Raw genomic sequence first — 21,780 nt, 5'->3', positions numbered from 1 at the left:
AGGGCCGAATCGGGTATACTCCCGCTCTTTAAATCGCAGCCCAAGTAACAGGTGAATTTCGTGAGCCAGCCTACGCCAGCCGTGCGTACCTTCCAAGACTTGATCCTCGCCCTCCAGCAATACTGGGCCGAGCAAGGTTGTGTGGTACTTCAGCCCTACGATATGGAAGTAGGCGCCGGCACTTTCCACACCGCTACATTCCTGCGGGCCATCGGCCCGGAAACCTGGAACGCCGCTTATGTGCAGCCCAGTCGTCGCCCGACTGACGGCCGCTACGGCGAAAACCCGAACCGTCTGCAGCACTACTACCAGTTCCAGGTAGTTTTGAAGCCCAACCCGGACAACTTCCAGGAGCTGTACCTGGGCTCGCTGAAACATGTCGGCCTGGACCCACTGGTGCACGACATCCGTTTCGTCGAAGACAACTGGGAATCGCCAACCCTGGGCGCCTGGGGCCTGGGCTGGGAAGTCTGGCTCAACGGCATGGAAGTAACGCAGTTCACTTACTTCCAGCAAGCGGGCGGCATTGAGTGCTACCCGGTGACCGGCGAGATCACCTATGGCCTCGAGCGCCTGGCCATGTACCTGCAAGGCGTGGATTCGGTCTACGACCTGGTGTGGGCTGACGGCCCGTTCGGCAAAGTGACCTACGGCGATGTGTTCCACCAGAACGAAGTGGAGCAGTCCACTTACAACTTCGAACACGCCAACGTCGACAAGCTGTTCGAACTGTTCGACTTCTATGAAAGCGAAGCCAAGCGCCTGATCGAACTCGACCAGCCGCTACCGTTGCCAAGCTATGAAATGGTGTTGAAGGCGTCCCATACCTTCAACCTGCTGGATGCTCGCCGTGCCATTTCGGTGACTGCGCGCCAGCAATACATCCTGCGTGTACGCACCCTGGCGCGTTCCGTCGCCCAAGCCTACCTGCTGGCTCGCGCCAAGCTGGGCTTCCCGATGGCAACCCCGGATTTGCGTGATGAAGTGTTGGCTAAGCTGGAGGCTGCACAATGAGTGCTCAAGATTTTTTGGTTGAACTGGGCACCGAAGAGCTGCCACCCAAGGCACTCAACACCCTGGCCGACGCATTCCTGGCCGGTATCGAAAAAGGCCTGCACACAGCCGGCCTGAAGTTCGCTGCAAAGAAAGTCTACGCCGCGCCACGTCGCCTGGCCGTGTTGCTGACCGCGCTGGAAACCCAGCAGCCGGACCGCAGCATCAACCTCGACGGCCCACCGCGCCAAGCGGCTTTCGATGCAGAAGGCAACCCGACTCAAGCCGCCCTTGGCTTTGCCAAGAAGTGCGGCGTCGAGCTGAGCGAAATCGACCAGAGCGGCCCGAAACTGCGTTTCAGCCAGGTCATCACCGGCAAGCCGACGGCGAGCCTGTTGCCGACCATCGTTGAAGATTCCCTCAACGACCTGCCGATCCCCAAGCGCATGCGCTGGGGCGCTCGCAAAGAAGAATTCGTACGCCCAACCCAATGGCTGGTGATGCTGCTCGGTGACCAGGTCATCGATTGCACCATCCTCGCCCAGAAGGCTGGCCGTGATTCCCGTGGGCACCGCTTCCATCACCCGCAAGCTGTGCGCATCACCTCGCCGGCCAACTACGCCGCCGACCTGCGTGCCGCTTACGTGTTGGCCGATGCCAATGAGCGTCGCGAGCTGATCAGCAAGCGCACCGAAGAGCTGGCCCGCCTGCAGGAAGGCACCGCCATCGTGCCGCCAAGCCTGCTCGACGAAGTGACCGCGCTGGTTGAATGGCCGGTGCCGCTGGTGTGCTCGTTCGAAGAGCGTTTCCTCGATGTGCCGCAAGAAGCCCTGATCACCACCATGCAGGACAACCAGAAGTATTTCTGCCTGCTGGACGTGGACGGCAAGTTGCTGCCGCGCTTCATCACCGTGGCCAACATCGAAAGCAAGGACCCGCAGCAGATCATCGCCGGTAACGAAAAAGTCGTTCGCCCGCGCCTGACTGACGCCGAGTTTTTCTTCAAGCAAGACAAGAAGCAGAAGCTCGAAGACTTCAACCTGCGCCTGCAAAACGTGGTGTTCCAGGAAAAACTCGGCAGCGTCTATGACAAGGCCGTGCGTGTTTCCAAGCTGGCCGCCTACATTGCGCCACGCATTGGCGGTGATGCTGCCTGGGCTGCCCGCGCGGGCCTGCTGTCCAAGTGCGACCTGGCTACCGAAATGGTCGGCGAGTTCCCGGAGATGCAAGGTGTTGCCGGTTACTACTACGCCCTCAACGACGGCGAGCCGGACGATGTAGCCCTGGCGCTGAACGAGCAGTACATGCCGCGCGGTGCCGGCGCTGAACTGCCAACCACCTTGACCGGTGCGGCCGTGGCCATCGCCGACAAGCTGGACACCCTCGTGGGTATTTTCGGTATCGGCATGCTGCCGACCGGCAGCAAAGACCCGTATGCCCTGCGCCGTGCCGCCCTCGGCGTGCTGCGCATCCTGATCGACAAGAAGCTCGACCTCGACCTGACCCAGGCCGTGGTGTTTGCGGTCGGCCAGTTCGGTGCCAAGGTCAAGCAAGCCGGCCTGGCCGAGCAAGTGCTGGAGTTCGTGTTCGACCGCCTGCGTGCGCGTTATGAAGACGAAGGCGTGGACGTTTCCGTCTACCTGTCGGTACGTGCCCTGCAACCGGGTTCGGCGCTGGACTTCGATCAGCGTGTGCAAGCCGTACAGGCCTTCCGCAAACTGCCGGAAGCCGATGCCCTGGCCGCCGTGAACAAGCGCGTGTCGAACCTGCTGAGCAAGGCCGACAACCTCGGCAATGCCGAAGTCGACCCAGGCCTGTTCGCCGATGCCAAGGAGTTCTCGCTGAACTCGGCCATCGCCAAGGCAGAGAACGCAGTGAAGCCGCTGCTCGCCGAACGCAACTACGCCGAAGCACTGGCGCGCCTGGCCGCCTTGCGTGAGCCGGTGGATGCGTTCTTCGAAGCGGTAATGATCAATGCCGAAGATGCCGGCGTGCGGAAAAACCGCTACGCGATGCTGGCGCGTCTGCGCGGCTTGTTCATCAACATCGCTGACATTTCCGTACTGGGCTGATCATGTTGAAACTGCTGATTCTCGATCGGGACGGGGTGATCAATTACGACTCCGACGCTTACATCAAGTCGGTGGCGGAGTGGATTCCACTGCCCGGCTCGATCGAGGCCATCGCGCAGTTGAGCAAAGCCGGCTGGACGGTGGCCATCGCCACCAACCAGTCCGGCATCGCCCGCGGTTACTACGACATCGCCACTCTGGACGCCATGCACGCGCGCTTGCGCACGTTGGTGGCGGAGCAGGGCGGTGAGGTGGGGCTGGTGGTGTACTGCCCCCACGGGCCGGATGAGGGCTGCGATTGCCGCAAACCCAAACCTGGGATGTTGAAAACCATTGCAGAACATTACAAGGTGCCCTTGGCTGGGCTATGGTTCGTCGGGGACAGCCTCGGTGACTTGGAGGCGGCCAAAGCCGTCGATTCTCAGCCAGTTTTGGTGAAGACCGGGAAAGGCGAAAAGACCCAGGCGAAGAACCTGCCGGTAGGCACTTTGATTTTTGACGATCTGGCGGCGGTTGCCGCAGAACTTATTAACAACTAGCCGCCCTCGACTTCCTGAACAAGGATTGCTCGGGAGTGCGCTTTTAGCAGGCGGGCCGTGTCCCGCAACGGTAAATGCTGCCATGTCGATTTTGCAGGCCATCAGAACCTTTTTCTTTTACCTGCTGCTGGGCACCAGTTCGTTTCTCTGGTGCACCCTGAGCTTTTTTATTGCGCCGTTCCTGCCGTTCAAGGCGCGCTATCGCTTTATCAACGTCTATTGGTGCCGCTGCGCGTTGTGGCTGACCAAGGTGTTCCTGAACATTCGTTTCGAGATCAAGGGCGCTGAAAACGTCCCGGACCAACCTTGTGTAATCCTCTCGAACCACCAGAGCACCTGGGAAACGTTTTTCCTCTCGGCGTACTTCTCACCCCTGAGCCAGGTGCTTAAGCGCGAGTTGTTGTACGTGCCATTCTTTGGCTGGGCGATGGCCATGCTGCGGCCGATCGCCATTGACCGTGACAACCCGAAGGCAGCGCTCAAGCACGTCGCCAAGAAAGGTGATGAGCTGCTCAAGGACGGTGTGTGGGTATTGATCTTCCCGGAAGGCACTCGCGTACCGTTCGGCACTGTCGGCAAATTCTCGCGGGGAGGTACGGCCTTGGCGGTCAACGCTCATCTGCCTGTGCTGCCGATTGCCCACAACGCCGGCAAGTTCTGGCCAAAGACCGGATGGGCAAAACGCGAAGGCACTATCACCGTGGTGATCGGCGAGCCGATGTATGCCGAGGGCGAAGGGCCACGAGCGATTGCCGCACTGAATGACCGCGCCCAGGCATGGAATGAAGCCCAGCAACGGGCCATGGGTTCGCTGCCGCCAGAGCCGGTTGTGGTGGATACGCCGGTGATTTGAGCATCTGTGGATAACCTGTGTACGGTTTGTTGGCGAATCGCCTTTTTTGATTCATAAATTACTGATTTACCTACATATTTCTTGAGCTCATAAAATCTCGAAAAACGTGCATAAGTTTTTTCAGCATTAAAAAACCGGTCCTTGTGACCGGTTTTTTATGCACAGCAGAAAAGTACGTTTTCAGCAGTCATCCAGCAGCGGCAATTGCACGCTGAACGTGGTGCCTTTGCCCACCACGCTTTCGCAGCCGATACGCCCGCCATGGCGTTCGACAACCGCTTTGACCATGGTCAACCCCAAACCCAATCCCTCGCTGCCCTGGGCAGAATCGAAGCGCCGATACTGGCTGAACAGCTCTGGCAAATCCGCCGCCGCGATCCCCGGGCCCTGGTCGCTGATGCGACATTCCAACCAGCCCTGGCTGCTGCTGTGCCGCAACCTGACCGTGGTACCGGACGGTGAATACTTGATCGCGTTTTCCAGCACATTGAACAAAGCACGCGTCAGCAGCGACTGATCCGCAGAGACCATGCCCTCATCGGCTTCGTCCAAGTCATGGACCAAGTGGATACCCTTGAGCTGAGCGACCACCGCCACCTGGTCGAACGCATCCATCACCAGCATGGCAAACAGGGTTGGCTGGAACTGGTAGCCGTCCGCCTCGGCCTTTGCCAGTTGCACGAAGGATTCGGTCAGGTTCAAGGCGCGTCGTACTTGCTGTTCAATCTGGGCAAATACCGGCGACTCGCCATTGTGTACATCCAGGATGGCAAGGATTGCCGAGTGCGGCGCGCGCAGGTCATGGGAGAGAAAGCGCAGCATGGTTTCGCGGTGTTGCTGGGCGTCGCGCTCCTTGCTCAGGTCGGTGAGGCTCAGTAGCCAACCCAGGGCGACGTCGCCTTCAGCCGGGAGCAACGGCGCAAGCTCCATACGCAGGCTGCGTTGGTGGATGTCGCGGAACTCGATCAGCTCCAGCGCCGAGAGAGCAGGGCGCACGTCATTGTGCAGGGGTGGGTATCCCAGGTCCGCCAACTGCTCCAGCAGGTTTTGGCCGACCAGCTGATTGCCGAATACCTCCCGAGAAATTCGGTTGGCCAACAGGATGTTGCCTTTGGGATCGGTGATCAGCGTCGCCACCGGCAAGCACTCGAGACCATCGGCCATAAAGCGCCGAGTATCCCGGGTGCGACTCACGGCCTGCTCCAGGGCAAAGATCCGCCCCTGCAACACATCGCCCTTGCTGGCCGGTGCGCGCCGCCGTTCGGGGAGCACTTTAGGTTCGTTATCCAAGCGCGCCAGCTCCCAGCCGAAATAGGCGAGCACCACGCTCAAACGGCGCCAGTTCCAGATCAGGTAACTAAGCAGCAGTCCGATCAGGCACGCCGCGGGCGACCACCAGTGGCCCAACCGCAATAGGGCCCATGCACCCAGCAGCGCAGCGGCCATACAGCCCAGCGTCATCCACAGCGCGTACCGCGGGCGGTACAGCAGCAAGCCAAGCAGCAACGCGACCAGAGAGGTAGCCATCACTGCCGCAAGCCAGGCGGGAAGATCCACAATACTGCGCCCTTGCAGCAGGCCATTGAGCACATTGGCCTGGATCTCTAACCCGGCAGTGGTGCCAACGGTGGAGGAGAGTGGTGTTACAAAACGATCGCCCATTCCCGAAGCGGTGGCGCCGACCAGTATCAGGCGGTTGCGCAGCTGTTCGGGTGGCACCTCACCGCTTAATACGCTGGCGTAGGACACACTGGGAAATTGCGTATGCGCGGCAATGAAAGGGATGCGTATGGCGTGCTCTCGATGCCAATGTTGACTGATCGGCTCCTGAGGCTCGCCAGGCATGGCGTCTGCAGCGCCACTCATTGTGTACGCCAGCCACGCGAGCTGGGGGGCCGTAGCATCAACGGGACCTTCACGCAGATACAAGCTCCGCACCACACCGTCGCTGTCTGCTTCAACGTTGATATGGCCAACGCCCTTGGCACATTTGAGCAACGGTTGCATCTGCTCATCGGGTTGGCTGTATCCGGCGCTTCCTTCACGCAGCAATGGCAACAATACATTTCCCGCGTTACACACGGCATCGGCCAGGCGTTTGTCATTGGCAGGGATGCCGGGCTCACTGAAGATCACGTCAAACAGGATACCCGCTGGTTGCGCGGCACTCAGTCGATCAATCAGGTCCGCATGCAAACTGCGGGGCCAGGGCCAGCGGCCGAGCTTCTTCAAGCTGGAGTCATCAATGGTTACCAGCAAGATGCGCGGATCTACGGGCAACGGCGTAAGCCGGCGCAGGCTGTCATACAAAGGGTTATTGAGTGCAAGGCCCGGGCTCAAGGACAGGTAGGCCGTGATCGGCAACAGCAATAAACCGATCCATAACCACTCGCGTACCAGGCCATGGAACAAGCGTTGGGCATGGGTAGGTTGGCGTTTCTCGGCCTTGCCCCATAGCTTCATTGGTCAGCCGCCGGAAGCCTTGGCCAGGGTCGCAGGCGGGTAGTAGAAGATGTCATAGATCCCGGTTTCTCCTTCCAGGCCGTGCTCGTCGTAGGCCGACACACGCACGTGATAGAACGACGCTTTGAGGCCAGTGAAGCTCATTTTCGGCTCACTGGAAAAGTTTTCCTGCTGGATGTTCAAAAAGGTTTTATCGGTCGCTACTTGAGCACGATATCGCTGGGCGCCGGGCAGGGGCCGCAGGTACAAGCGCCAGACAGGGGCATCGCCTTTCTGCCCGTCCTGGCCGATAAGCATGGGCGCGGGCAGCAGTTCCACGGGTTTGACGGCGCCTTGGCGCTTGAACAGCAAGCCCTGCCGCGCCCCTACCTTAATCTCACCTTGCACCGCCATTTCACGGTTGACCGCCACCTGCCCGTCGAGCACTTCAAGCACAGACTGTTCACCGTCGTTGCGCACCCGAAAGTGCGTCCCTCGTACACCCAGCACACCGATCGGTGTGACTATCTGGAAACGGTCGTAATCGCTGGGTCGCTTGATCACATACGTTTCGGCCTGGCCTTGTTCCAGAATGATTTGGGGAATCGATTGCTTCTGGACCAAATGCAACCGCACCTGGGACCCGGAAGGCAGTACCACCCGCGAACCATCACCGAGCAACAAACTGGCAAAACCCGACGCTGAGGTTTTCACTCCTTCCTGTTCATCAATACGCATGCCTTCCTGCAGCGGGCTCGCGTTGCCTTTGGCATCAAGCTTCCAGGCTTCCCCGCTGAGATGCTGGACAATCGCCGGCAGCGGTTGCGCACGGCACATCAGGTAATCGTCGATATAAGGCAGGTGCAGTTTCGCAGAAGCGCTTGCAGTGAAGGCCGCCAGGGTCAGAAGGGCAGGCAGGGGTAGACGGCAGCGCATGTGTCGGCTGATCCTTTTACTTAAGGCCGGGAGCCGGTATCGTTCCCACATAGGTATCGCGGACATTAGTGGGGTAACAGCCCTTTGATATCAGCGTACCGAGAGAGCCAAGGGGCCGTCGAATCCGACCACAATTATTCAGATTCGACAGCCGGCATCTGCGCAGTATGTGCCCTTTTTACAGGGCCGTCGGCTGCTGTATTTTTAGTAGAAAGGACCCACCCATGCGTGTCGCAATACTGGATGACGAACCCGCTGAACTGCGACGGGTGGAACAGACACTGCGACAAATCCCCAGCACGGCGGAACAACCCTGGTCCTTGCATTGCTTCGAGCGGGGCGAAGACCTGCTGCGCCAACTGCGTCGAGAAACCTTCGACCTGCTGATACTCGACTGGCAACTTCCGGATATCACCGGCATCGCGTTGCTGCGCTGGACCCGCGAACACATGGAATCTCCGCCTGCTGTAATCATGCTCACCAGTCGAGATGCCGAAAGCGATATCGTCACAGCATTAAACAGCGGAGCGGATGATTATGTCAGCAAGCCCTTTCGTCCCAACGAGCTTAAGGCGCGCGTCACAGCAGTGTTGCGGCGCCATGGCCTACAGAAATCTGCCACCCATGAAGTGCAAAGCTTCAACGACTTGACCTTCGATGATGCCGAGCTGACGGTGACCCGTGCCGGCAAACCGATCAATTTAACGGAGCGCGAATACCGGCTTGCCAGTTGCCTGTTTGCCAACCTGGCGCGGCCGTTATCGCGCGAGTATCTCTATGAGCGATTCTGGACCCACGAAGAAATGGTGTCATCGCGGCCTCTGGATACGCATATTTATCGTCTGCGCAACAAGCTTGGCCTGACTGCGGACCGTGGTTGGCAACTGTTGACCATCTACGGATATGGCTATCGGTTGGAAAGCGTTGCTGGGGCTACCCAACGTTAAAAACCGTATATGTTCCACGTGGAGCATTTGCAAATCGCTTGTACATCACGCAATGAAAATCAAATGAAGGCCTGCGGCGGTAATCTGGGACAGGCTAAGAATTCAAACCACCCAGGCGCTTGATGGCGCGATACCTGCTGACTAGGCTCTGATTGCCGCATGAAGCGGCACTCAACTGACTATTCTGGAGTAACACCCATGAAAGCTATCAACCTCGAATCGAAAAAAATCGCCAACCTGCACTGCCTGATCGCGGCTAAAGCCCGTTAAGTGAAGTGAATGATGAGGCTGGGAGGGCGACCTTCCAGCTTCATCACTGGCCATGCTCGGGGTTACAAAAACAATGCATATCAACCCACACTTTTTCATCCTTGCCCGCCCGCCGTTTACCGTGATCTGGAACTACAAAGACCACACTCAGTTTGAACTGGATACGTTGTATTCCTCGCGTTTGATAAGCCTTATTGAAGACCCTTCATTGTTCGACAGCGCGAGCGAGATTGACGCAGCCTTCCTGGCGGCCGGTCTGTTCTCCATTGATAAGCCGGTGCAACCGGAATGGGGATGGGACGAGCTGTCGAAGATCTTCCATATCGGCACCAAGAACCTGCCGTTTGAACATGTCCCCAGCGATATTCACGAATGGTCCGCGCAATACCTGGAGCATTGCGAAGAAGTCCTTGACACTCAGCCTCCCTTAGCGCGTTTTACCGCGCACGCTAATACCGACCTGATCTACTTGCCGGCGCCGATGCTGGACAAACCCTCGAATGACCTCACAACAGTCCTGCTGCAAAGGAAAACCTCGCGCTCGTTCTCCTCGCAAGCTGTCACACGGGACGATCTGAGCCGCCTGCTTTACCTGACCCTGGGCTACCTCAAAGAACGCGAAGCCGATACTGGCGACACCGTCCCCGAAGCGTTCAGGTCGCGACGCAGCAGCCCGTCCGGTGGTGGTCTGAATGCCTGCGAAGGTTATGTCTATGCGGTGCGGATCGAAGGCCTGGAACCGGGCATTTATTATTACCATCCAGAGCTGCATGCATTGCGGTGGGTCCACTCGCTGCCCACCGCGCCGCTAGGGCAACTGCTGGCTGGACAGCACTTTATCAATGACCTGCCAATGGGATTGTTCCTGACCGCGCGTTTTGACAAGTTGTGGTGGAAGTATGAGCACTCCCGCGCCTACCGCATGGCCTTTGTCGAGGCAGGGCATATTTCGCAAACGTTCCAATTGACGGCAACCGAGCTGGGACTGTCCACATGGTTGACCGGTGCATTGAGTGACGAACAGGTCGAGAAATTGCTGGGGCTGGAAGATGCCACAGAACAACCGCTGTTCTTTGTCGGGGCCGGCTACGGCGACGGAGAAGTGCAGTGCAAGGAGCTCAAGGCGTTGATGGAAAATCGGGAGCGAGACCAGTGATGTCCACCGTTGGAGCTGAGTCTGGCGGGAGTCGTCGGTACACACTGGGGGATTGGAATAATCGATCGTCGGTGCGCAATAAAAAGACCCTTTATGCCCTGCCGCCGGCCGCTGAAGTTCAGCTGCAATTACGGACTAAAGGCTGGTTCCCACCGTCGTTCATCCATTATTTTGCTCACCCGACTATCGAGCAGGCATCCGAGCAAACTCGCCATCGGTTGGCGGCGAATCACTTGGTTTATTTCCTCAACTACACGACGATACTCGAACACAAGATTGTCAACCGCGCGGTCGAAACCCTTATTCACGACGAATTGCGTATCGAACTGCCGCATGCAATGAAAATTGCGGCATTGCAGTTGTACACCGACGAGGGTTATCACGCGCTGTTCTCCTACGAGCTGGCGGAGCAAGTGGCGAGGTTTTATCAGATGCCACCGTGGGATGTGCCGCCAAAACGCATCCGCTTACTGCTCGACTTGCTGGACACCGCCAGTGATGAAAGTCGTCCGTTGCTGTGGTTTTTGGTCGGCTTTGTCTCCGAAACGATCATCGCCAAGGAGTTGCTGGACCTTACGGGCGATACCCTGGTGTCCACTGTTTATCAAATGTTCAGAGAACATCTGGAAGACGAGGCCCGGCACAGCCGGTATTTTTCCGAAGTATTTCAGTACCTGTGGCCACGCCTGTCGTCTACCCAGCAACTCGCTTCGGCCAGCCATTTGATCGATATTATCCTGGTGTTCTCGGAAGTGGACGAGCAATGGTTGGCTGCCAGCCTTGCCGGCGCTGGTATTTCTGCAGCCGAGGCAGAGCACGTCATCCAGCACATCGTCGCCCCCCAAGCACGCGCCAGGCGCGCTCGCGCCGGCGCCACGACGACACTCCAGGCGATGAAACGCGCCGGTTTTTTTGAGCAGCAAGCGCACAGGGAATTGTTCAGCGTGGCGGGACTCATTGATGCTTGAGACAACAGATCGCGCTACCCGAGCAACCAAAGTTGCCGCCGTCATACTGCTCATGACCATGGTCATGTTGGGCGTATTCCCGATCGACGTGCTACTGCCGTCGTTCCCCGCACTGTCAACGCAGTTCAACACCACACCAACGGACATTGCATTGTCTGTCAGCGTGTTCGCTATCGGCATCTCCCTCTCACAATTGCTGATTGGCCCCTTGTCTGACGCACTCGGTCGCAAGAATCTGCTGTTGGGCGGTATGGCCGTTTCGATTCTGGGCGCCTTGGGCTGCGTCTGGGCTTCGGACTACGCCGCGTTTCTTATATTTCGTGTCGTCCAAGCGGTGGGTTGTGGCTGTTTTGTATTGTCCCAAGCATTGGTTCAGGACCTGTTTGTAGGTAAGGAGCGTGACCGTTTGCGCATCCTGATGGTGACTGCGAGCGGGATCTTCATCTCCATCTCACCGCTGATAGGCACGGTGTTGCAACAATTGCTGGACTGGCAGGGAAGCTTTTACGTGTTCGCCGCGATTGCCGTCGTGGTATTTGTGAAGGCATGGTTGTCGCTGCGTAACACGCCACCCGTCTCGAGTGCGGGGTCGAGTCTCAATATCTTCAAAACTTACCGGCAGCTGTGCCGCAACTTCAATTTCATTGCGTACTGGCTGATATGCGCCATCGTATTTGCCTGCCATTTCTCGTTTATCGTGGTCTCGCCACTCGTATTCATTGAACAGCTGCAAATGAGCAACTACGAGTTCTCGCTGATGCTGTTGCTCTACGGTGCGGCCTACGTCCTGGGCGGCACGCTCGCCGGAGTGCTGAACAAACGCATGGAATCGGCAACGCAAATACGCACGGGCTTGTGCCTGATTCTCCTCTCCGGTTTGACGATGCTGCTCCTGGCAACATTCTATGGCCTGACGCCCATAACAGTGCTGGTACCGATGATGATTTGCACGGCAGGCACAACTATTACTCGGCCCGCGGCAACCTCCAGAGCGATGGAGTTGTTCCCGGATAACGCTGGTGCGTCAGCGTCAGCGGGTAACACGATAATATTCATAGGCGGTGGGTTGATCAGTGCCCTGATCAATCTCAGCGCATATGACCTTCAAATGACGCTGGCCATCAGCTTCATAGTCCTGAGTGGTTTTGCATTGCTGATCAACGATCGCATCAATCGGATAGCCAGAGTACAAAGCCTGGCTTGATGCACAGACGAGCCATTAAGGACAAAAAAAAGCCCGCTATTCGCGGGCTTTCTTAATATGGCTGAACCGTTTACTTGCGAAACGTCGCCACTGCTCTATGAGCCGACACCTGATCAGAAGTCCAGGTTGGACACTGCCAAGGCATTGCTCTCGATGAAGTCACGACGAGGCTCGACCGCATCACCCATCAGGGTGTTGAAGATCTGGTCAGCGCCAATGGCGTCTTCGATGGTCACGCGCAGCATGCGACGCTGAGCCGGGTCCATGGTGGTTTCCCACAGCTGATCCGGGTTCATCTCGCCCAGACCTTTGTATCGCTGGATGGTGTGACGCTTGGTGCTTTCCGCCATCAGCCAATCAAGGGCTTCCTTGAATTCCTTGACCTGCTTCTTGCGTTCGCCACGCTGAATGTAAGCACCGTCGTCCAGCAGGGTGCTCAATTGCGCGCCGAGGGTAACGACGGTTTTGTAGTCGTTACTGCCGAAGAAGTCGCGGTTGAAGGTGACGTAGTTCGACAGGCCATGGGAGATCAGTTCAACCTCTGGCAGCCACACGTTACGTTCACGGTCTTCACGCAGGCTGGCTTTGTAGACCAGGCCAGACTTTTCCGAAGTGCGCAGGCGAACTTCGTACTGGGCCAGCCAATTCTGCATGTGCGCGTGATCGCCCAGCTGTTCGAGACTCACCGATGGCAGGTAGATGAAGTGCTCGGTCAGTTCCTGAGGGTACAGGCGCGACAGACGCTTGAGGGTCTTCATTACCATGCGGAAGTCGTTAACCAGACGTTCCAGCGACTCACCGGAAATGCCAGGCGCTTCGTCGTTCAAGTGCAGGCTCGCGTCTTCCAGGGCCGACTGCGTCATGTACTCTTCCATGGCGTCGTCGTCTTTGATGTATTGCTCTTGCTTGCCCTTTTTCACTTTGTACAGCGGCGGTTGAGCGATATAGATGTAGCCACGCTCGATCAGCTCCGGCAACTGACGGAAGAAGAAGGTCAGCAGCAGGGTACGAATGTGCGAACCGTCGACGTCAGCATCGGTCATGATGATGATGTTGTGGTAGCGCAACTTGTCGATGTTGTACTCATCGCGGCCAATACCGCAGCCCAAAGCCGTGATCAAGGTGCCGACTTCCTGAGAGGAAATCATCTTGTCGAAGCGGGCCTTCTCAACGTTGAGGATCTTACCTTTCAACGGCAGGATGGCCTGGGTGCGACGGTTACGACCCTGCTTGGCGGAACCGCCAGCAGAGTCACCTTCCACCAGGTACAGTTCGGAGAGGGCAGGGTCCTTCTCCTGGCAGTCAGCCAGTTTGCCTGGCAGGCCGGCGATATCCAGCGCGCCTTTACGGCGGGTCATCTCACGGGCTTTACGCGCCGCTTCACGGGCACGCGCCGCGTCGATCATCTTACCGACGACCAGCTTGGCTTCGTTCGGGTTCTCCAGCAGGAAGTCGGAGAAGTATTTACCCATCTCCTGTTCCACTGCCGTCTTCACTTCGGAAGACACCAGCTTGTCTTTGGTCTGGGAGCTGAACTTCGGATCCGGCACTTTCACCGAGATAATCGCGGTCAGGCCTTCACGTGCGTCGTCACCGGTGGTGGCGACTTTGTGCTTCTTGGCCAAGCCTTCGGCTTCGATGTAGGTGTTCAGGTTACGCGTCAGTGCGGAACGGAAACCCACCAAGTGAGTACCGCCGTCGCGCTGTGGAATGTTGTTGGTGAAGCACAACAGGTTCTCGTTGAAGCTGTCGTTCCACTGCAGGGCGATTTCCACGCCGATGCCGTCTTCACGCTGGATGTTGAAGTGGAACACCTGGTTGACCGCAGTCTTGTTGGTGTTCAGGTATTCAACGAACGCACGCAGGCCGCCTTCATACTTGAACAGTTCTTCCTTGCCGCTGCGCTCGTCCTTGAGGACGATACCCACACCGGAGTTGAGGAAGGACAGTTCGCGAATACGCTTGGCCAGGATGTCCCAGCTGAAGTGGATATTCTTGAAGGTTTCAGCCGATGGCTTGAAGTGGATCTGCGTACCAGTGGATTCACTGTCGCCAACGATTTTCATCGGCTCTTGTGGCACACCGTGCACGTAAGTCTGTTCCCAGATTTTGCCGCTACGGCGAACAGTCAGGATCAGCTCTTCAGACAGGGCGTTCACTACCGACACACCTACACCGTGCAAACCGCCGGAGACTTTATAGGAGTTGTCGTCGAACTTACCGCCGGCGTGGAGCACAGTCATGATGACCTCTGCCGCCGAAACGCCTTCTTCTTTATGCACATCTACCGGAATGCCGCGACCGTTGTCGCGCACGGTGATGGACTCATCCGGGTGGATGATAATGCTGATGTCGTCACAGTGACCGGCCAAAGCTTCGTCGATGGAGTTGTCGACCACCTCGAACACCATGTGGTGCAGACCGCTACCATCATCGGTGTCGCCGATGTACATACCGGGACGTTTGCGTACGGCATCCAAACCTTTCAGCACTTTAATGCTGGTCGAGTCGTACGTGTTTTCTTCGCTCATGCCTTCACTCCCGATGGTCGTGGGTCTGGGTGATACGGCCTTGTTCCACGTGGAACAAAGCGACTGGCGTTTCCGTCTGCCAGCCTTCCCTCAATAATTCGTGGTCTACACAGGTGATAAACACCTGGCAGCGTAAGTCTTCCAACAAGCGGCACAACGCGCGGCGGTGTTGCTCGTCGAGTTCGGACGGCAAGTCATCCACCAGATAAATACACTGACCGCGCCGGGCTTGGCTAACCAAATGCCCTTGGGCAATGCGCAGCGCACACACCACCAACTTCTGCTGACCGCGTGACAAGATATCCGCGGCATTATGTGCGCCTAATCTAAGGCGCAGATCAGCCCGTTGGGGGCCTGCTTGCGTATGGCCAATTTGCTGATCCCGTTGCAAGGACGTGGCGAGCACTGCGCTCAGCTCACGCTCTTTATCCCAACCACGGTAGTAGCTCAGCGTCAGGCCCTCGAGATCCAACAACTCACTCAAGGTCTGCTCAAAGACTGGTTTCAAGGCTTTGATATAGGCGCGTCGGTATTCATCAATTTCGTCGCTGGCCAGGCACAGTTCCCGGTCCCAGGCTGCTTGCGAAGCGGCGTCAAGTGTACCATGCCGCAGCCATGAGTTCCGCTGCCGCAGGGCCTTCTGCAGGCGCTGCCAAGTGGCCATGAAACGCGGTTCCACGTGGAACACTCCCCAATCGAGGAATTGCCTGCGGATTTTGGGTGCGCCTTCCAACAAGCGGAAGCTGTCGGGGTTGATCAGCTGCAATGGCAGGATTTCCGCCAATTGCGCAGCACTGCGAGCATTTTGCCCATCAATGCGAATTTGAAATTCACCGCCGCGATCTCGCGATATCCCCAGGCTGCTATGACCGCCTTCGGCCAATTCGACTTGGCCGAACACCGTACAGGCCAGTTGTTCGTACTGAATCACTGGCAACAGGCGTGCACTGCGAAAAGAACGGGCGAGCCCCAGCAAATGAATGGCTTCCAGCACGCTGGTTTTGCCACTGCCGTTGGCGCCGTGGAGGATATTGATGCGGGGGGAAGGGGAGAAGGTCACCGGGTGCAGATTGCGCACCGCGGTGACCGAGACGCGACTGAGGGACATCTAGCTTCTGCTGAGCATGATTACAGGCGCATCGGCATAACAACGTAAGCCGAGTCGTCGTTATCGGATTCTTGCACCAGGGCACTGCTGTTGGAGTCCGACAGAATCAGGCGAACCTGTTCGGTGGTCATCACACCCAATACGTCCAGCAGGTAGCTCACGTTGAAACCGATCTCCAGCGAGCCGCCGTTGTAGTCAACGCCCACTTCTTCTTCGGCTTCTTCCTGCTCAGGGTTATTCGCCTGGATTTTCAATTGGCCGTTAGCCAGTTGCAGACGGATACCACGGTACTTTTCGTTCGACAGAATCGCGGTACGGCTGAATGCTTCACGCAGGGCCTGACGATCACCAATCACCAGCTTGTCGCCACCTTTAGGCAGCACGCGCTCGTAATCCGGGAACTTGCCGTCGACCAATTTGGAGGTGAAGGTGAACTCGCCGGTAGTAGCGCGGATGTGGTGCTGGCCCAGGACGATGCTGACGTTGCCGTCCGGCTCGGTGAGAAGACGCGCCAGTTCAAGGATACCTTTACGCGGTACGATCACTTGATGGCGATCCGGCTGGCCGATGTCAGCTTTCATCGAGCACATGGCCAGACGGTGACCGTCGGTGGCCACCGCGCGGATGATGCCTTCCGAGACTTCCAACAGCATGCCGTTGAGGTAGTAACGCACGTCCTGTTGAGCCATGGCGAAACTGGTGCGCTCGATCAAACGACGCAGCCTGCTTTGCTCAAGGCTGCAGGTCAGCGAGCCCGGGCCTTCTTCCACCGTCGGGAAATCGTTGGCAGGCAACGTCGACAGGGTGAAGCGGCTACGACCGGCCTTGACCACCAGTTTCTGCTCATCAACCTTGATGTCGATCAGCGCGTCGTTGGGCAGGCTCTTGCAGATATCCATCAGCTTGCGCGCCGGCACAGTGATCTCGCCCGGTTCAGCAGGCTCTTCCAGCTGCACGCGGCCGACCAGTTCGACTTCAAGGTCAGTACCGGTCAAGGACAATTGCTGGCCTTCGACAACCAGCAATACGTTGGAAAGCACCGGCAAGGTCTGTCGGCGCTCGACGACGCCTGCGACCAGTTGCAGGGGTTTCAACAGGGCTTCGCGTTGAATGGTGAAATGCATGGTCTAGTCCCTTGCCTTAATAAGCTGCGCTGGTGTCATCAAGTTGTCAGTGTACGCAGCAGGTTCTTGTAGTCCTCGCGAATATCCGCGTCGGATTCCTTAAGTTCGTTGATCTTGCGGCACGCGTGCAAGACCGTGGTGTGGTCGCGACCGCCAAACACATCACCGATTTCCGGCAGGCTGTGGTTGGTCAGCTCTTTGGAGAGCGCCATCGCTACCTGACGTGGACGTGCCACCGAGCGCGAGCGGCGCTTGGACAGCAGGTCGGAAATCTTGATCTTGTAGTACTCAGCCACGGTGCGCTGGATGTTATCCACACTCACCAGCTTGTCCTGCAGTGCCAACAAGTCTTTCAGGGATTCGCGAATCAACTCGATGGTGATATCGCGGCCCATGAAGTGCGAGTGAGCGATGACCCGCTTGAGCGCGCCTTCCAGCTCACGCACGTTGGAGCGAATGCGTTGGGCGATAAAGAAAGCAGCGTCGTGGGGCAGATCGACTTTCGCCTGGTCGGCCTTTTTCATCAGGATCGCGACGCGGGTTTCCAGCTCCGGCGGCTCTACCGCAACGGTCAGGCCCCAGCCAAAGCGCGACTTCAAGCGTTCTTCCAGGCCTTCGATTTCCTTCGGGTAACGATCGCTGGTCAAGATGACCTGCTGGCCGCCTTCGAGCAAGGCGTTGAACGTGTGGAAAAACTCTTCCTGAGAACGTTCCTTGCGCGCGAAGAATTGAATGTCATCGATCAGCAAGGCATCAACGGAACGGTAGAAACGTTTGAATTCGTTGATTGCGTTCAGCTGCAGGGCCTTGACCATGTCAGCCACGAAGCGCTCCGAGTGCAGGTACACGACCTTGGCATTCGGGTTCTTCTTTAATAGGTGATTACCCACCGCATGCATCAAGTGAGTCTTACCCAAGCCAACGCCACCATAAAGGAAGAGTGGGTTGTAACCGTGCTTGGGGTTGTCGGCGACCTGCCAGGCGGCGGCGCGGGCCAGCTGGTTGGATTTACCTTCGACGAAGTTTTCAAAGGTGAACGTGCGGTTCAAGTAGCTGGTGTGCTTGAGCGCGCCTTCAACCTGCACGGTGCGCTGTTCGGCACGCACCGGTGCTTGCTGGGAGCTGGCACCCGCCATCGGGTCGAAGCTGTCGCGGGACGGCTCTTCATTTATAGGCGCGTTTTTCTGCGATGCGGATTTTGCAGGCGTCTGGGCAACGGGCGCTGGCGAGTTATTAACAGGTGCCGCAGCGGCCTGGGCCTGCGAAGCACTGGCGGCCAACGGCGCATTCGGCGCTGCACGCGGCGCAGAGCTACGTTTGCTGCCTATTAATAAGGAAAGCACGGGCGCAAGGCCGTTGCCGTGTTCGTCGAGCAATTCGAGAACGCGGCTCAGGTACTTCTCATTAACCCAATCGAGAACAAAGCGATTCGGCGCGTAGACACGCAACTCGTCGCCTTCGGCTTCGACCTGTAGCGGACGGATCCAGGTGTTGAATTGCTGGGCAGGCAGCTCTTCGCGCAAAAGCTCCACGCACTGCTGCCAAAGTTCCACTGACACGGATATCCCCTAAGTTGAAAGCCGGTGAGGCAAAAACAGCCGCCATTGTAGCGGCCAGTCGTCCACTTATCCACATGTAGGTTGCTCACAGAGCACCCAAAATCAATGCGTTAACCGTAAAAAAGGCGACCAATGGTCTGTGCATAAGCTCTGTGGATAAGCGCCCCTAAGCTCGTTGCACAAGTGGGGTCGAAAGTCTGTGGGTAACTGGCCTGTGGATAACAACCCATTCCACCCACAGCTTATCCGACAGTGCAGCACAGGCTAAGCACCGTTTCCCCGCCTAGTTGTCATTCTCTGTACATCAGGTGGAATGTGGGCTTAAGGCAGTTATCCACAGAAGAACGTCTGCCTAGCTTTTATAAGCTTTACAGAAAAGCTTTAAATAACTTCCTTCTTTATTTTTATATCTATGGCATTGCTCATGAAAGCCGAGCGGATAAAAAAGGCCTGGTTGCCTGCAAAGATCTAATTAAAGGAAAAGCTGGTTGGAAATTGACCTAGAGGCTTGCTTTCTCTAGAATCGCCGGTCTCTTAAAACGGGGGCCATTCCGGCCCGTTGTGGACGAACCAGGTAACAACGCCATGAAACGTACTTTCCAACCAAGCACCATCAAACGCGCCCGTACTCACGGCTTCCGTGCTCGCATGGCTACCAAGAACGGCCGTGCTGTCCTGTCGCGTCGCCGCGCCAAAGGTCGTGCGCGTCTGGCAGTTTGATAATCCGGTACTGGTGGTGAGTCAGGACTTCAGTCGGGAAAAGCGTCTGCTAACCCCCCGGCACTTCAAAGCAGTCTTTGACTCCCCCACCGGCAAGGTTCCGGGGAAAAATCTCCTGCTCCTTGCGCGTAACAACGATCTGGATCACCCCCGTCTCGGGTTGGTGATCGGCAAGAAGAGCGTAAAGCTCTCCGTTGAGCGCAATCGCCTCAAGCGTCTGATGCGCGAATCGTTTCGCCTCCACCAGGAAACTCTGGTTGGTTGGGATATTGTTATCGTCGCGCGCAAAGGCTTGGGGGACGTAGAAAACCCCGAATTGATTCAGCATTTCGGCAAGCTCTGGAAACGTTTGGCGCGTACCAACAAGCCAGCACCAGCAGTCAGCACCGAAACTGTAGGGGTAGACAGCACCAATGCGTAAACTGGCCCTCGTTCCGATCCAGTTTTACCGTTATGCCATTAGTCCTCTGATGGCTGACCACTGTCGTTTCTACCCCAGTTGTTCCTGCTACGCGTTAGAGGCCATAGAAAATCATGGTCTTCTGCGCGGTGGCTGGCTGGCCTTTCGTCGTTTAGGCCGCTGTCATCCGTGGAATCCCGGTGGTTATGACCCGGTTCCACCTATCCCTACCTCCCGTTCTTCTTCGATGGCCGAGTAATCATGGATATTAAACGCACGATCCTGATCGTCGCCCTGGCAATCGTGTCCTACGTCATGGTTCTTAAGTGGAACCAGGACTATGGCCAGGCTGCCCTGCCGACTCAGAATGTTGCTACCAATCAGGCTGCGCCGGCTATTCCGGACACTCCGTTGGGTAACAATGCGTCCGCGAGTGCCGATGTTCCCAGCGCGAATGGCGAGACAAACGCCCCTCTAGAAACGCCAGTGGTCACCAATAAAGACCTCATCCACGTTAAAACGGATGTGCTCGACCTGGCTATCGACCCACAAGGTGGTGATATCGCGCAGTTGAAACTGCCGCTGTATCCACGTCGCCAAGACCATCCGGATGTTCCGTTCCAACTGTTCGACAACGGTGGTGAACGTACTTATCTGGCACAAAGTGGCCTGACCGGCACCGACGGTCCTGATGCTCGTGCTACCGGTCGTCCGGTTTATTCGACCGAACAGAAGACTTATCAACTGGCTGATGGCCAGAACCAGTTGAACGTTGACCTGAAATTCAGTCAGGACGGCGTCAACTACATCAAGCGTTTCAGCTTCACCCGCGGTTTGTACGATCTGAAAGTCACTTATCTGATCGACAACGAAAGCGCCAAGCCGTGGAGCGGCAACCTGTTTGCCCAGCTCAAGCGTGATAACAGCGCCGATCCTTCTTCCAGCACTGCCACCGGCACCGCGACTTACCTGGGCGCCGCCCTGTGGACAAGTAGCGAGCCGTACAAAAAAGTGTCGATGAAAGATATCGACAAGGGCGCGCTGAAAGAAACCGTCCAAGGCGGCTGGGTTGCCTGGTTGCAACACTACTTTGTGACCGCATGGATCCCGAACAAGGGTGAAGCCAACCTGGTTCAAACCCGTAAAGATAGCCAAGGCAACTACATCATTGGTTTCACTGGCCCGGCGTTGACCGTCGCACCAGGTGCCAAGGCTGAAACCAGCGCCACTCTGTACGCCGGCCCGAAAAGCCAGGCAGTGCTGAAAGAGTTGTCCCCAGGTCTGGAACTGACTGTGGATTACGGCATTCTGTGGTTCATTGCCCAGCCAATCTTCTGGCTGCTGCAACATATCCACAGCATCGTCGGCAACTGGGGCTTCTCGATCATCTTCCTGACCATGCTGATCAAGGGGATCTTCTTCCCGCTGTCGGCAGCCAGCTACAAGTCGATGGCGCGCATGCGTGCCGTGGCCCCGAAACTGGCCGCGCTGAAAGAGCAACATGGCGACGACCGGCAGAAAATGTCGCAGGCCATGATGGAGCTGTACAAGAAAGAGAAGATCAACCCGCTGGGTGGATGCTTGCCTATTCTGGTACAGATGCCGGTATTCCTCTCGCTGTACTGGGTACTCCTGGAAAGCGTGGAAATGCGCCAGGCGCCGTTCATGCTGTGGATAACTGACCTGTCGATCAAAGACCCGTTCTTTATCCTGCCGATCATCATGGGCGCGACCATGTTCATCCAGCAGCGTTTGAACCCGACTCCGCCGGATCCGATGCAGGCCAAGGTAATGAAAATGATGCCAATCATCTTCACCTTCTTCTTCCTGTGGTTCCCTGCTGGTCTGGTGCTGTACTGGGTGGTCAACAACGTGTTGTCGATCTCTCAACAGTGGTACATCACACGTAAAATCGAAGCGGCTACCAAAAAAGCTGCGGCGTAATTTACTCTGTGGAT

The 21,780-nt window shown here is 57.1% G+C and carries 18 protein-coding genes; 12 read left to right on the top strand and 6 right to left on the bottom strand.

Annotated elements, in window-relative coordinates; translation table 11 throughout:
- The first annotated feature begins 60 nt into the window (after window positions 1-60).
- The 4 genes from glyQ (at window position 61) to HX783_RS09985 (ending at window position 4,457) form a co-directional block, all read left to right on the top strand.
- Window positions 61-1,014 carry a glycine--tRNA ligase subunit alpha gene (glyQ, locus tag HX783_RS10000; protein WP_003187265.1) on the top strand — a complete coding sequence of 318 codons (954 nt, stop codon included), beginning with the start codon at window positions 61-63 and terminating at the stop codon, window positions 1,012-1,014.
- Entirely contained in the window at window positions 1,011-3,065 is a 2,055-nt protein-coding gene (gene glyS, locus HX783_RS09995) for a glycine--tRNA ligase subunit beta (RefSeq protein ID WP_159953451.1), read from the top strand. Before glyQ ends, glyS begins: the two co-directional genes overlap by 4 nt.
- Window positions 3,065-3,604 (top strand): D-glycero-beta-D-manno-heptose 1,7-bisphosphate 7-phosphatase, encoded by a 540-nt coding sequence (gmhB, locus tag HX783_RS09990; protein WP_174245652.1) that lies wholly within the window; start codon window positions 3,065-3,067, stop codon window positions 3,602-3,604. The genes glyS and gmhB overlap by 1 nt, the downstream gene beginning before the upstream one ends.
- Before the next feature lie 82 nt (window positions 3,605-3,686).
- On the top strand, window positions 3,687-4,457 hold the full coding sequence (locus HX783_RS09985) for a 1-acyl-sn-glycerol-3-phosphate acyltransferase (protein ID WP_159953450.1): 771 nt from the start codon (window positions 3,687-3,689) through the stop codon (window positions 4,455-4,457).
- 180 nt (window positions 4,458-4,637) lie between these two features.
- Here the strand turns inward: HX783_RS09985 and HX783_RS09980 are convergent, their stop codons facing one another.
- A complete protein-coding gene (locus tag HX783_RS09980; RefSeq protein WP_177016779.1) occupies window positions 4,638-6,920 on the bottom strand; it encodes a CHASE2 domain-containing protein in 2,283 nt (760 codons plus the stop codon).
- 3 nt (window positions 6,921-6,923) lie between these two features.
- The gene (locus tag HX783_RS09975; protein ID WP_177016778.1) at window positions 6,924-7,835 is read right to left on the bottom strand and encodes a FecR domain-containing protein; all 912 of its coding nucleotides are present in this window, start codon (window positions 7,833-7,835) and stop codon (window positions 6,924-6,926) included.
- Window positions 7,836-8,059: 224 nt separating this feature from the next.
- On the opposite strand from HX783_RS09975, the gene HX783_RS09970 reads away from it, so the two are divergent.
- From HX783_RS09970 to HX783_RS09955, 4 genes are all read left to right on the top strand, one after another.
- Complete coding sequence (locus HX783_RS09970) at window positions 8,060-8,782, top strand: response regulator transcription factor (RefSeq protein ID WP_159953448.1); 723 nt, start codon at window positions 8,060-8,062, stop codon at window positions 8,780-8,782.
- A gap of 343 nt (window positions 8,783-9,125) precedes the next feature.
- Window positions 9,126-10,208, top strand: coding sequence for a SagB family peptide dehydrogenase (locus tag HX783_RS09965; RefSeq protein WP_177016777.1), 1,083 nt, complete (start codon window positions 9,126-9,128; stop codon window positions 10,206-10,208).
- Window positions 10,208-11,176, top strand: coding sequence for a diiron oxygenase (locus tag HX783_RS09960; RefSeq protein WP_177016776.1), 969 nt, complete (start codon window positions 10,208-10,210; stop codon window positions 11,174-11,176). The genes HX783_RS09965 and HX783_RS09960 overlap by 1 nt, the downstream gene beginning before the upstream one ends.
- On the top strand, window positions 11,169-12,380 hold the full coding sequence (locus tag HX783_RS09955; RefSeq protein WP_177016775.1) for a multidrug effflux MFS transporter: 1,212 nt from the start codon (window positions 11,169-11,171) through the stop codon (window positions 12,378-12,380). The genes HX783_RS09960 and HX783_RS09955 overlap by 8 nt, the downstream gene beginning before the upstream one ends.
- A gap of 113 nt (window positions 12,381-12,493) precedes the next feature.
- On the opposite strand, the gene gyrB is transcribed toward HX783_RS09955, so the two are convergent.
- Genes gyrB through dnaA form a run of 4 tightly spaced genes read right to left on the bottom strand, consistent with a single transcriptional unit; the run spans window position 12,494 to window position 18,702 of the window.
- The gene (gene gyrB / locus HX783_RS09950; RefSeq protein ID WP_159953420.1) at window positions 12,494-14,911 is read right to left on the bottom strand and encodes a DNA topoisomerase (ATP-hydrolyzing) subunit B; all 2,418 of its coding nucleotides are present in this window, start codon (window positions 14,909-14,911) and stop codon (window positions 12,494-12,496) included.
- Between the two features lie 4 nt (window positions 14,912-14,915).
- Window positions 14,916-16,019 carry a DNA replication/repair protein RecF gene (recF, locus tag HX783_RS09945; protein ID WP_010565854.1) on the bottom strand — a complete coding sequence of 368 codons (1,104 nt, stop codon included), beginning with the start codon at window positions 16,017-16,019 and terminating at the stop codon, window positions 14,916-14,918.
- A gap of 20 nt (window positions 16,020-16,039) precedes the next feature.
- Complete coding sequence (gene dnaN, locus HX783_RS09940) at window positions 16,040-17,143, bottom strand: DNA polymerase III subunit beta (RefSeq protein ID WP_057439291.1); 1,104 nt, start codon at window positions 17,141-17,143, stop codon at window positions 16,040-16,042.
- A gap of 38 nt (window positions 17,144-17,181) precedes the next feature.
- The gene (gene dnaA / locus HX783_RS09935; protein WP_159953419.1) at window positions 17,182-18,702 is read right to left on the bottom strand and encodes a chromosomal replication initiator protein DnaA; all 1,521 of its coding nucleotides are present in this window, start codon (window positions 18,700-18,702) and stop codon (window positions 17,182-17,184) included.
- Between the two features lie 585 nt (window positions 18,703-19,287).
- On the opposite strand from dnaA, the gene rpmH reads away from it, so the two are divergent.
- Genes rpmH through yidC form a run of 4 tightly spaced genes read left to right on the top strand, consistent with a single transcriptional unit; the run spans window position 19,288 to window position 21,766 of the window.
- Window positions 19,288-19,422 (top strand): 50S ribosomal protein L34, encoded by a 135-nt coding sequence (gene rpmH / locus HX783_RS09930; RefSeq protein WP_003213577.1) that lies wholly within the window; start codon window positions 19,288-19,290, stop codon window positions 19,420-19,422.
- A 16-nt stretch (window positions 19,423-19,438) separates the two neighbouring features.
- Window positions 19,439-19,843 carry a ribonuclease P protein component gene (gene rnpA / locus HX783_RS09925; RefSeq protein WP_197629997.1) on the top strand — a complete coding sequence of 135 codons (405 nt, stop codon included), beginning with the start codon at window positions 19,439-19,441 and terminating at the stop codon, window positions 19,841-19,843.
- Window positions 19,836-20,081, top strand: coding sequence for a membrane protein insertion efficiency factor YidD (gene yidD, locus HX783_RS09920; RefSeq protein WP_083355989.1), 246 nt, complete (start codon window positions 19,836-19,838; stop codon window positions 20,079-20,081). Before rnpA ends, yidD begins: the two co-directional genes overlap by 8 nt.
- A 2-nt stretch (window positions 20,082-20,083) precedes the next feature.
- Window positions 20,084-21,766, top strand: coding sequence for a membrane protein insertase YidC (gene yidC, locus HX783_RS09915; protein WP_159961271.1), 1,683 nt, complete (start codon window positions 20,084-20,086; stop codon window positions 21,764-21,766).
- The last annotated feature ends 14 nt before the right edge of the window (window positions 21,767-21,780 follow it).

This window comes from Pseudomonas sp. D2002 (assembly GCF_013385735.1).
In the GTDB taxonomy this organism is placed as follows: Bacteria; Pseudomonadota; Gammaproteobacteria; order Pseudomonadales; family Pseudomonadaceae; genus Aquipseudomonas.
The sequence above is the reverse complement of the archived record's forward strand: the minus strand, read 5'-3'. Positions and strand labels throughout refer to the sequence as shown.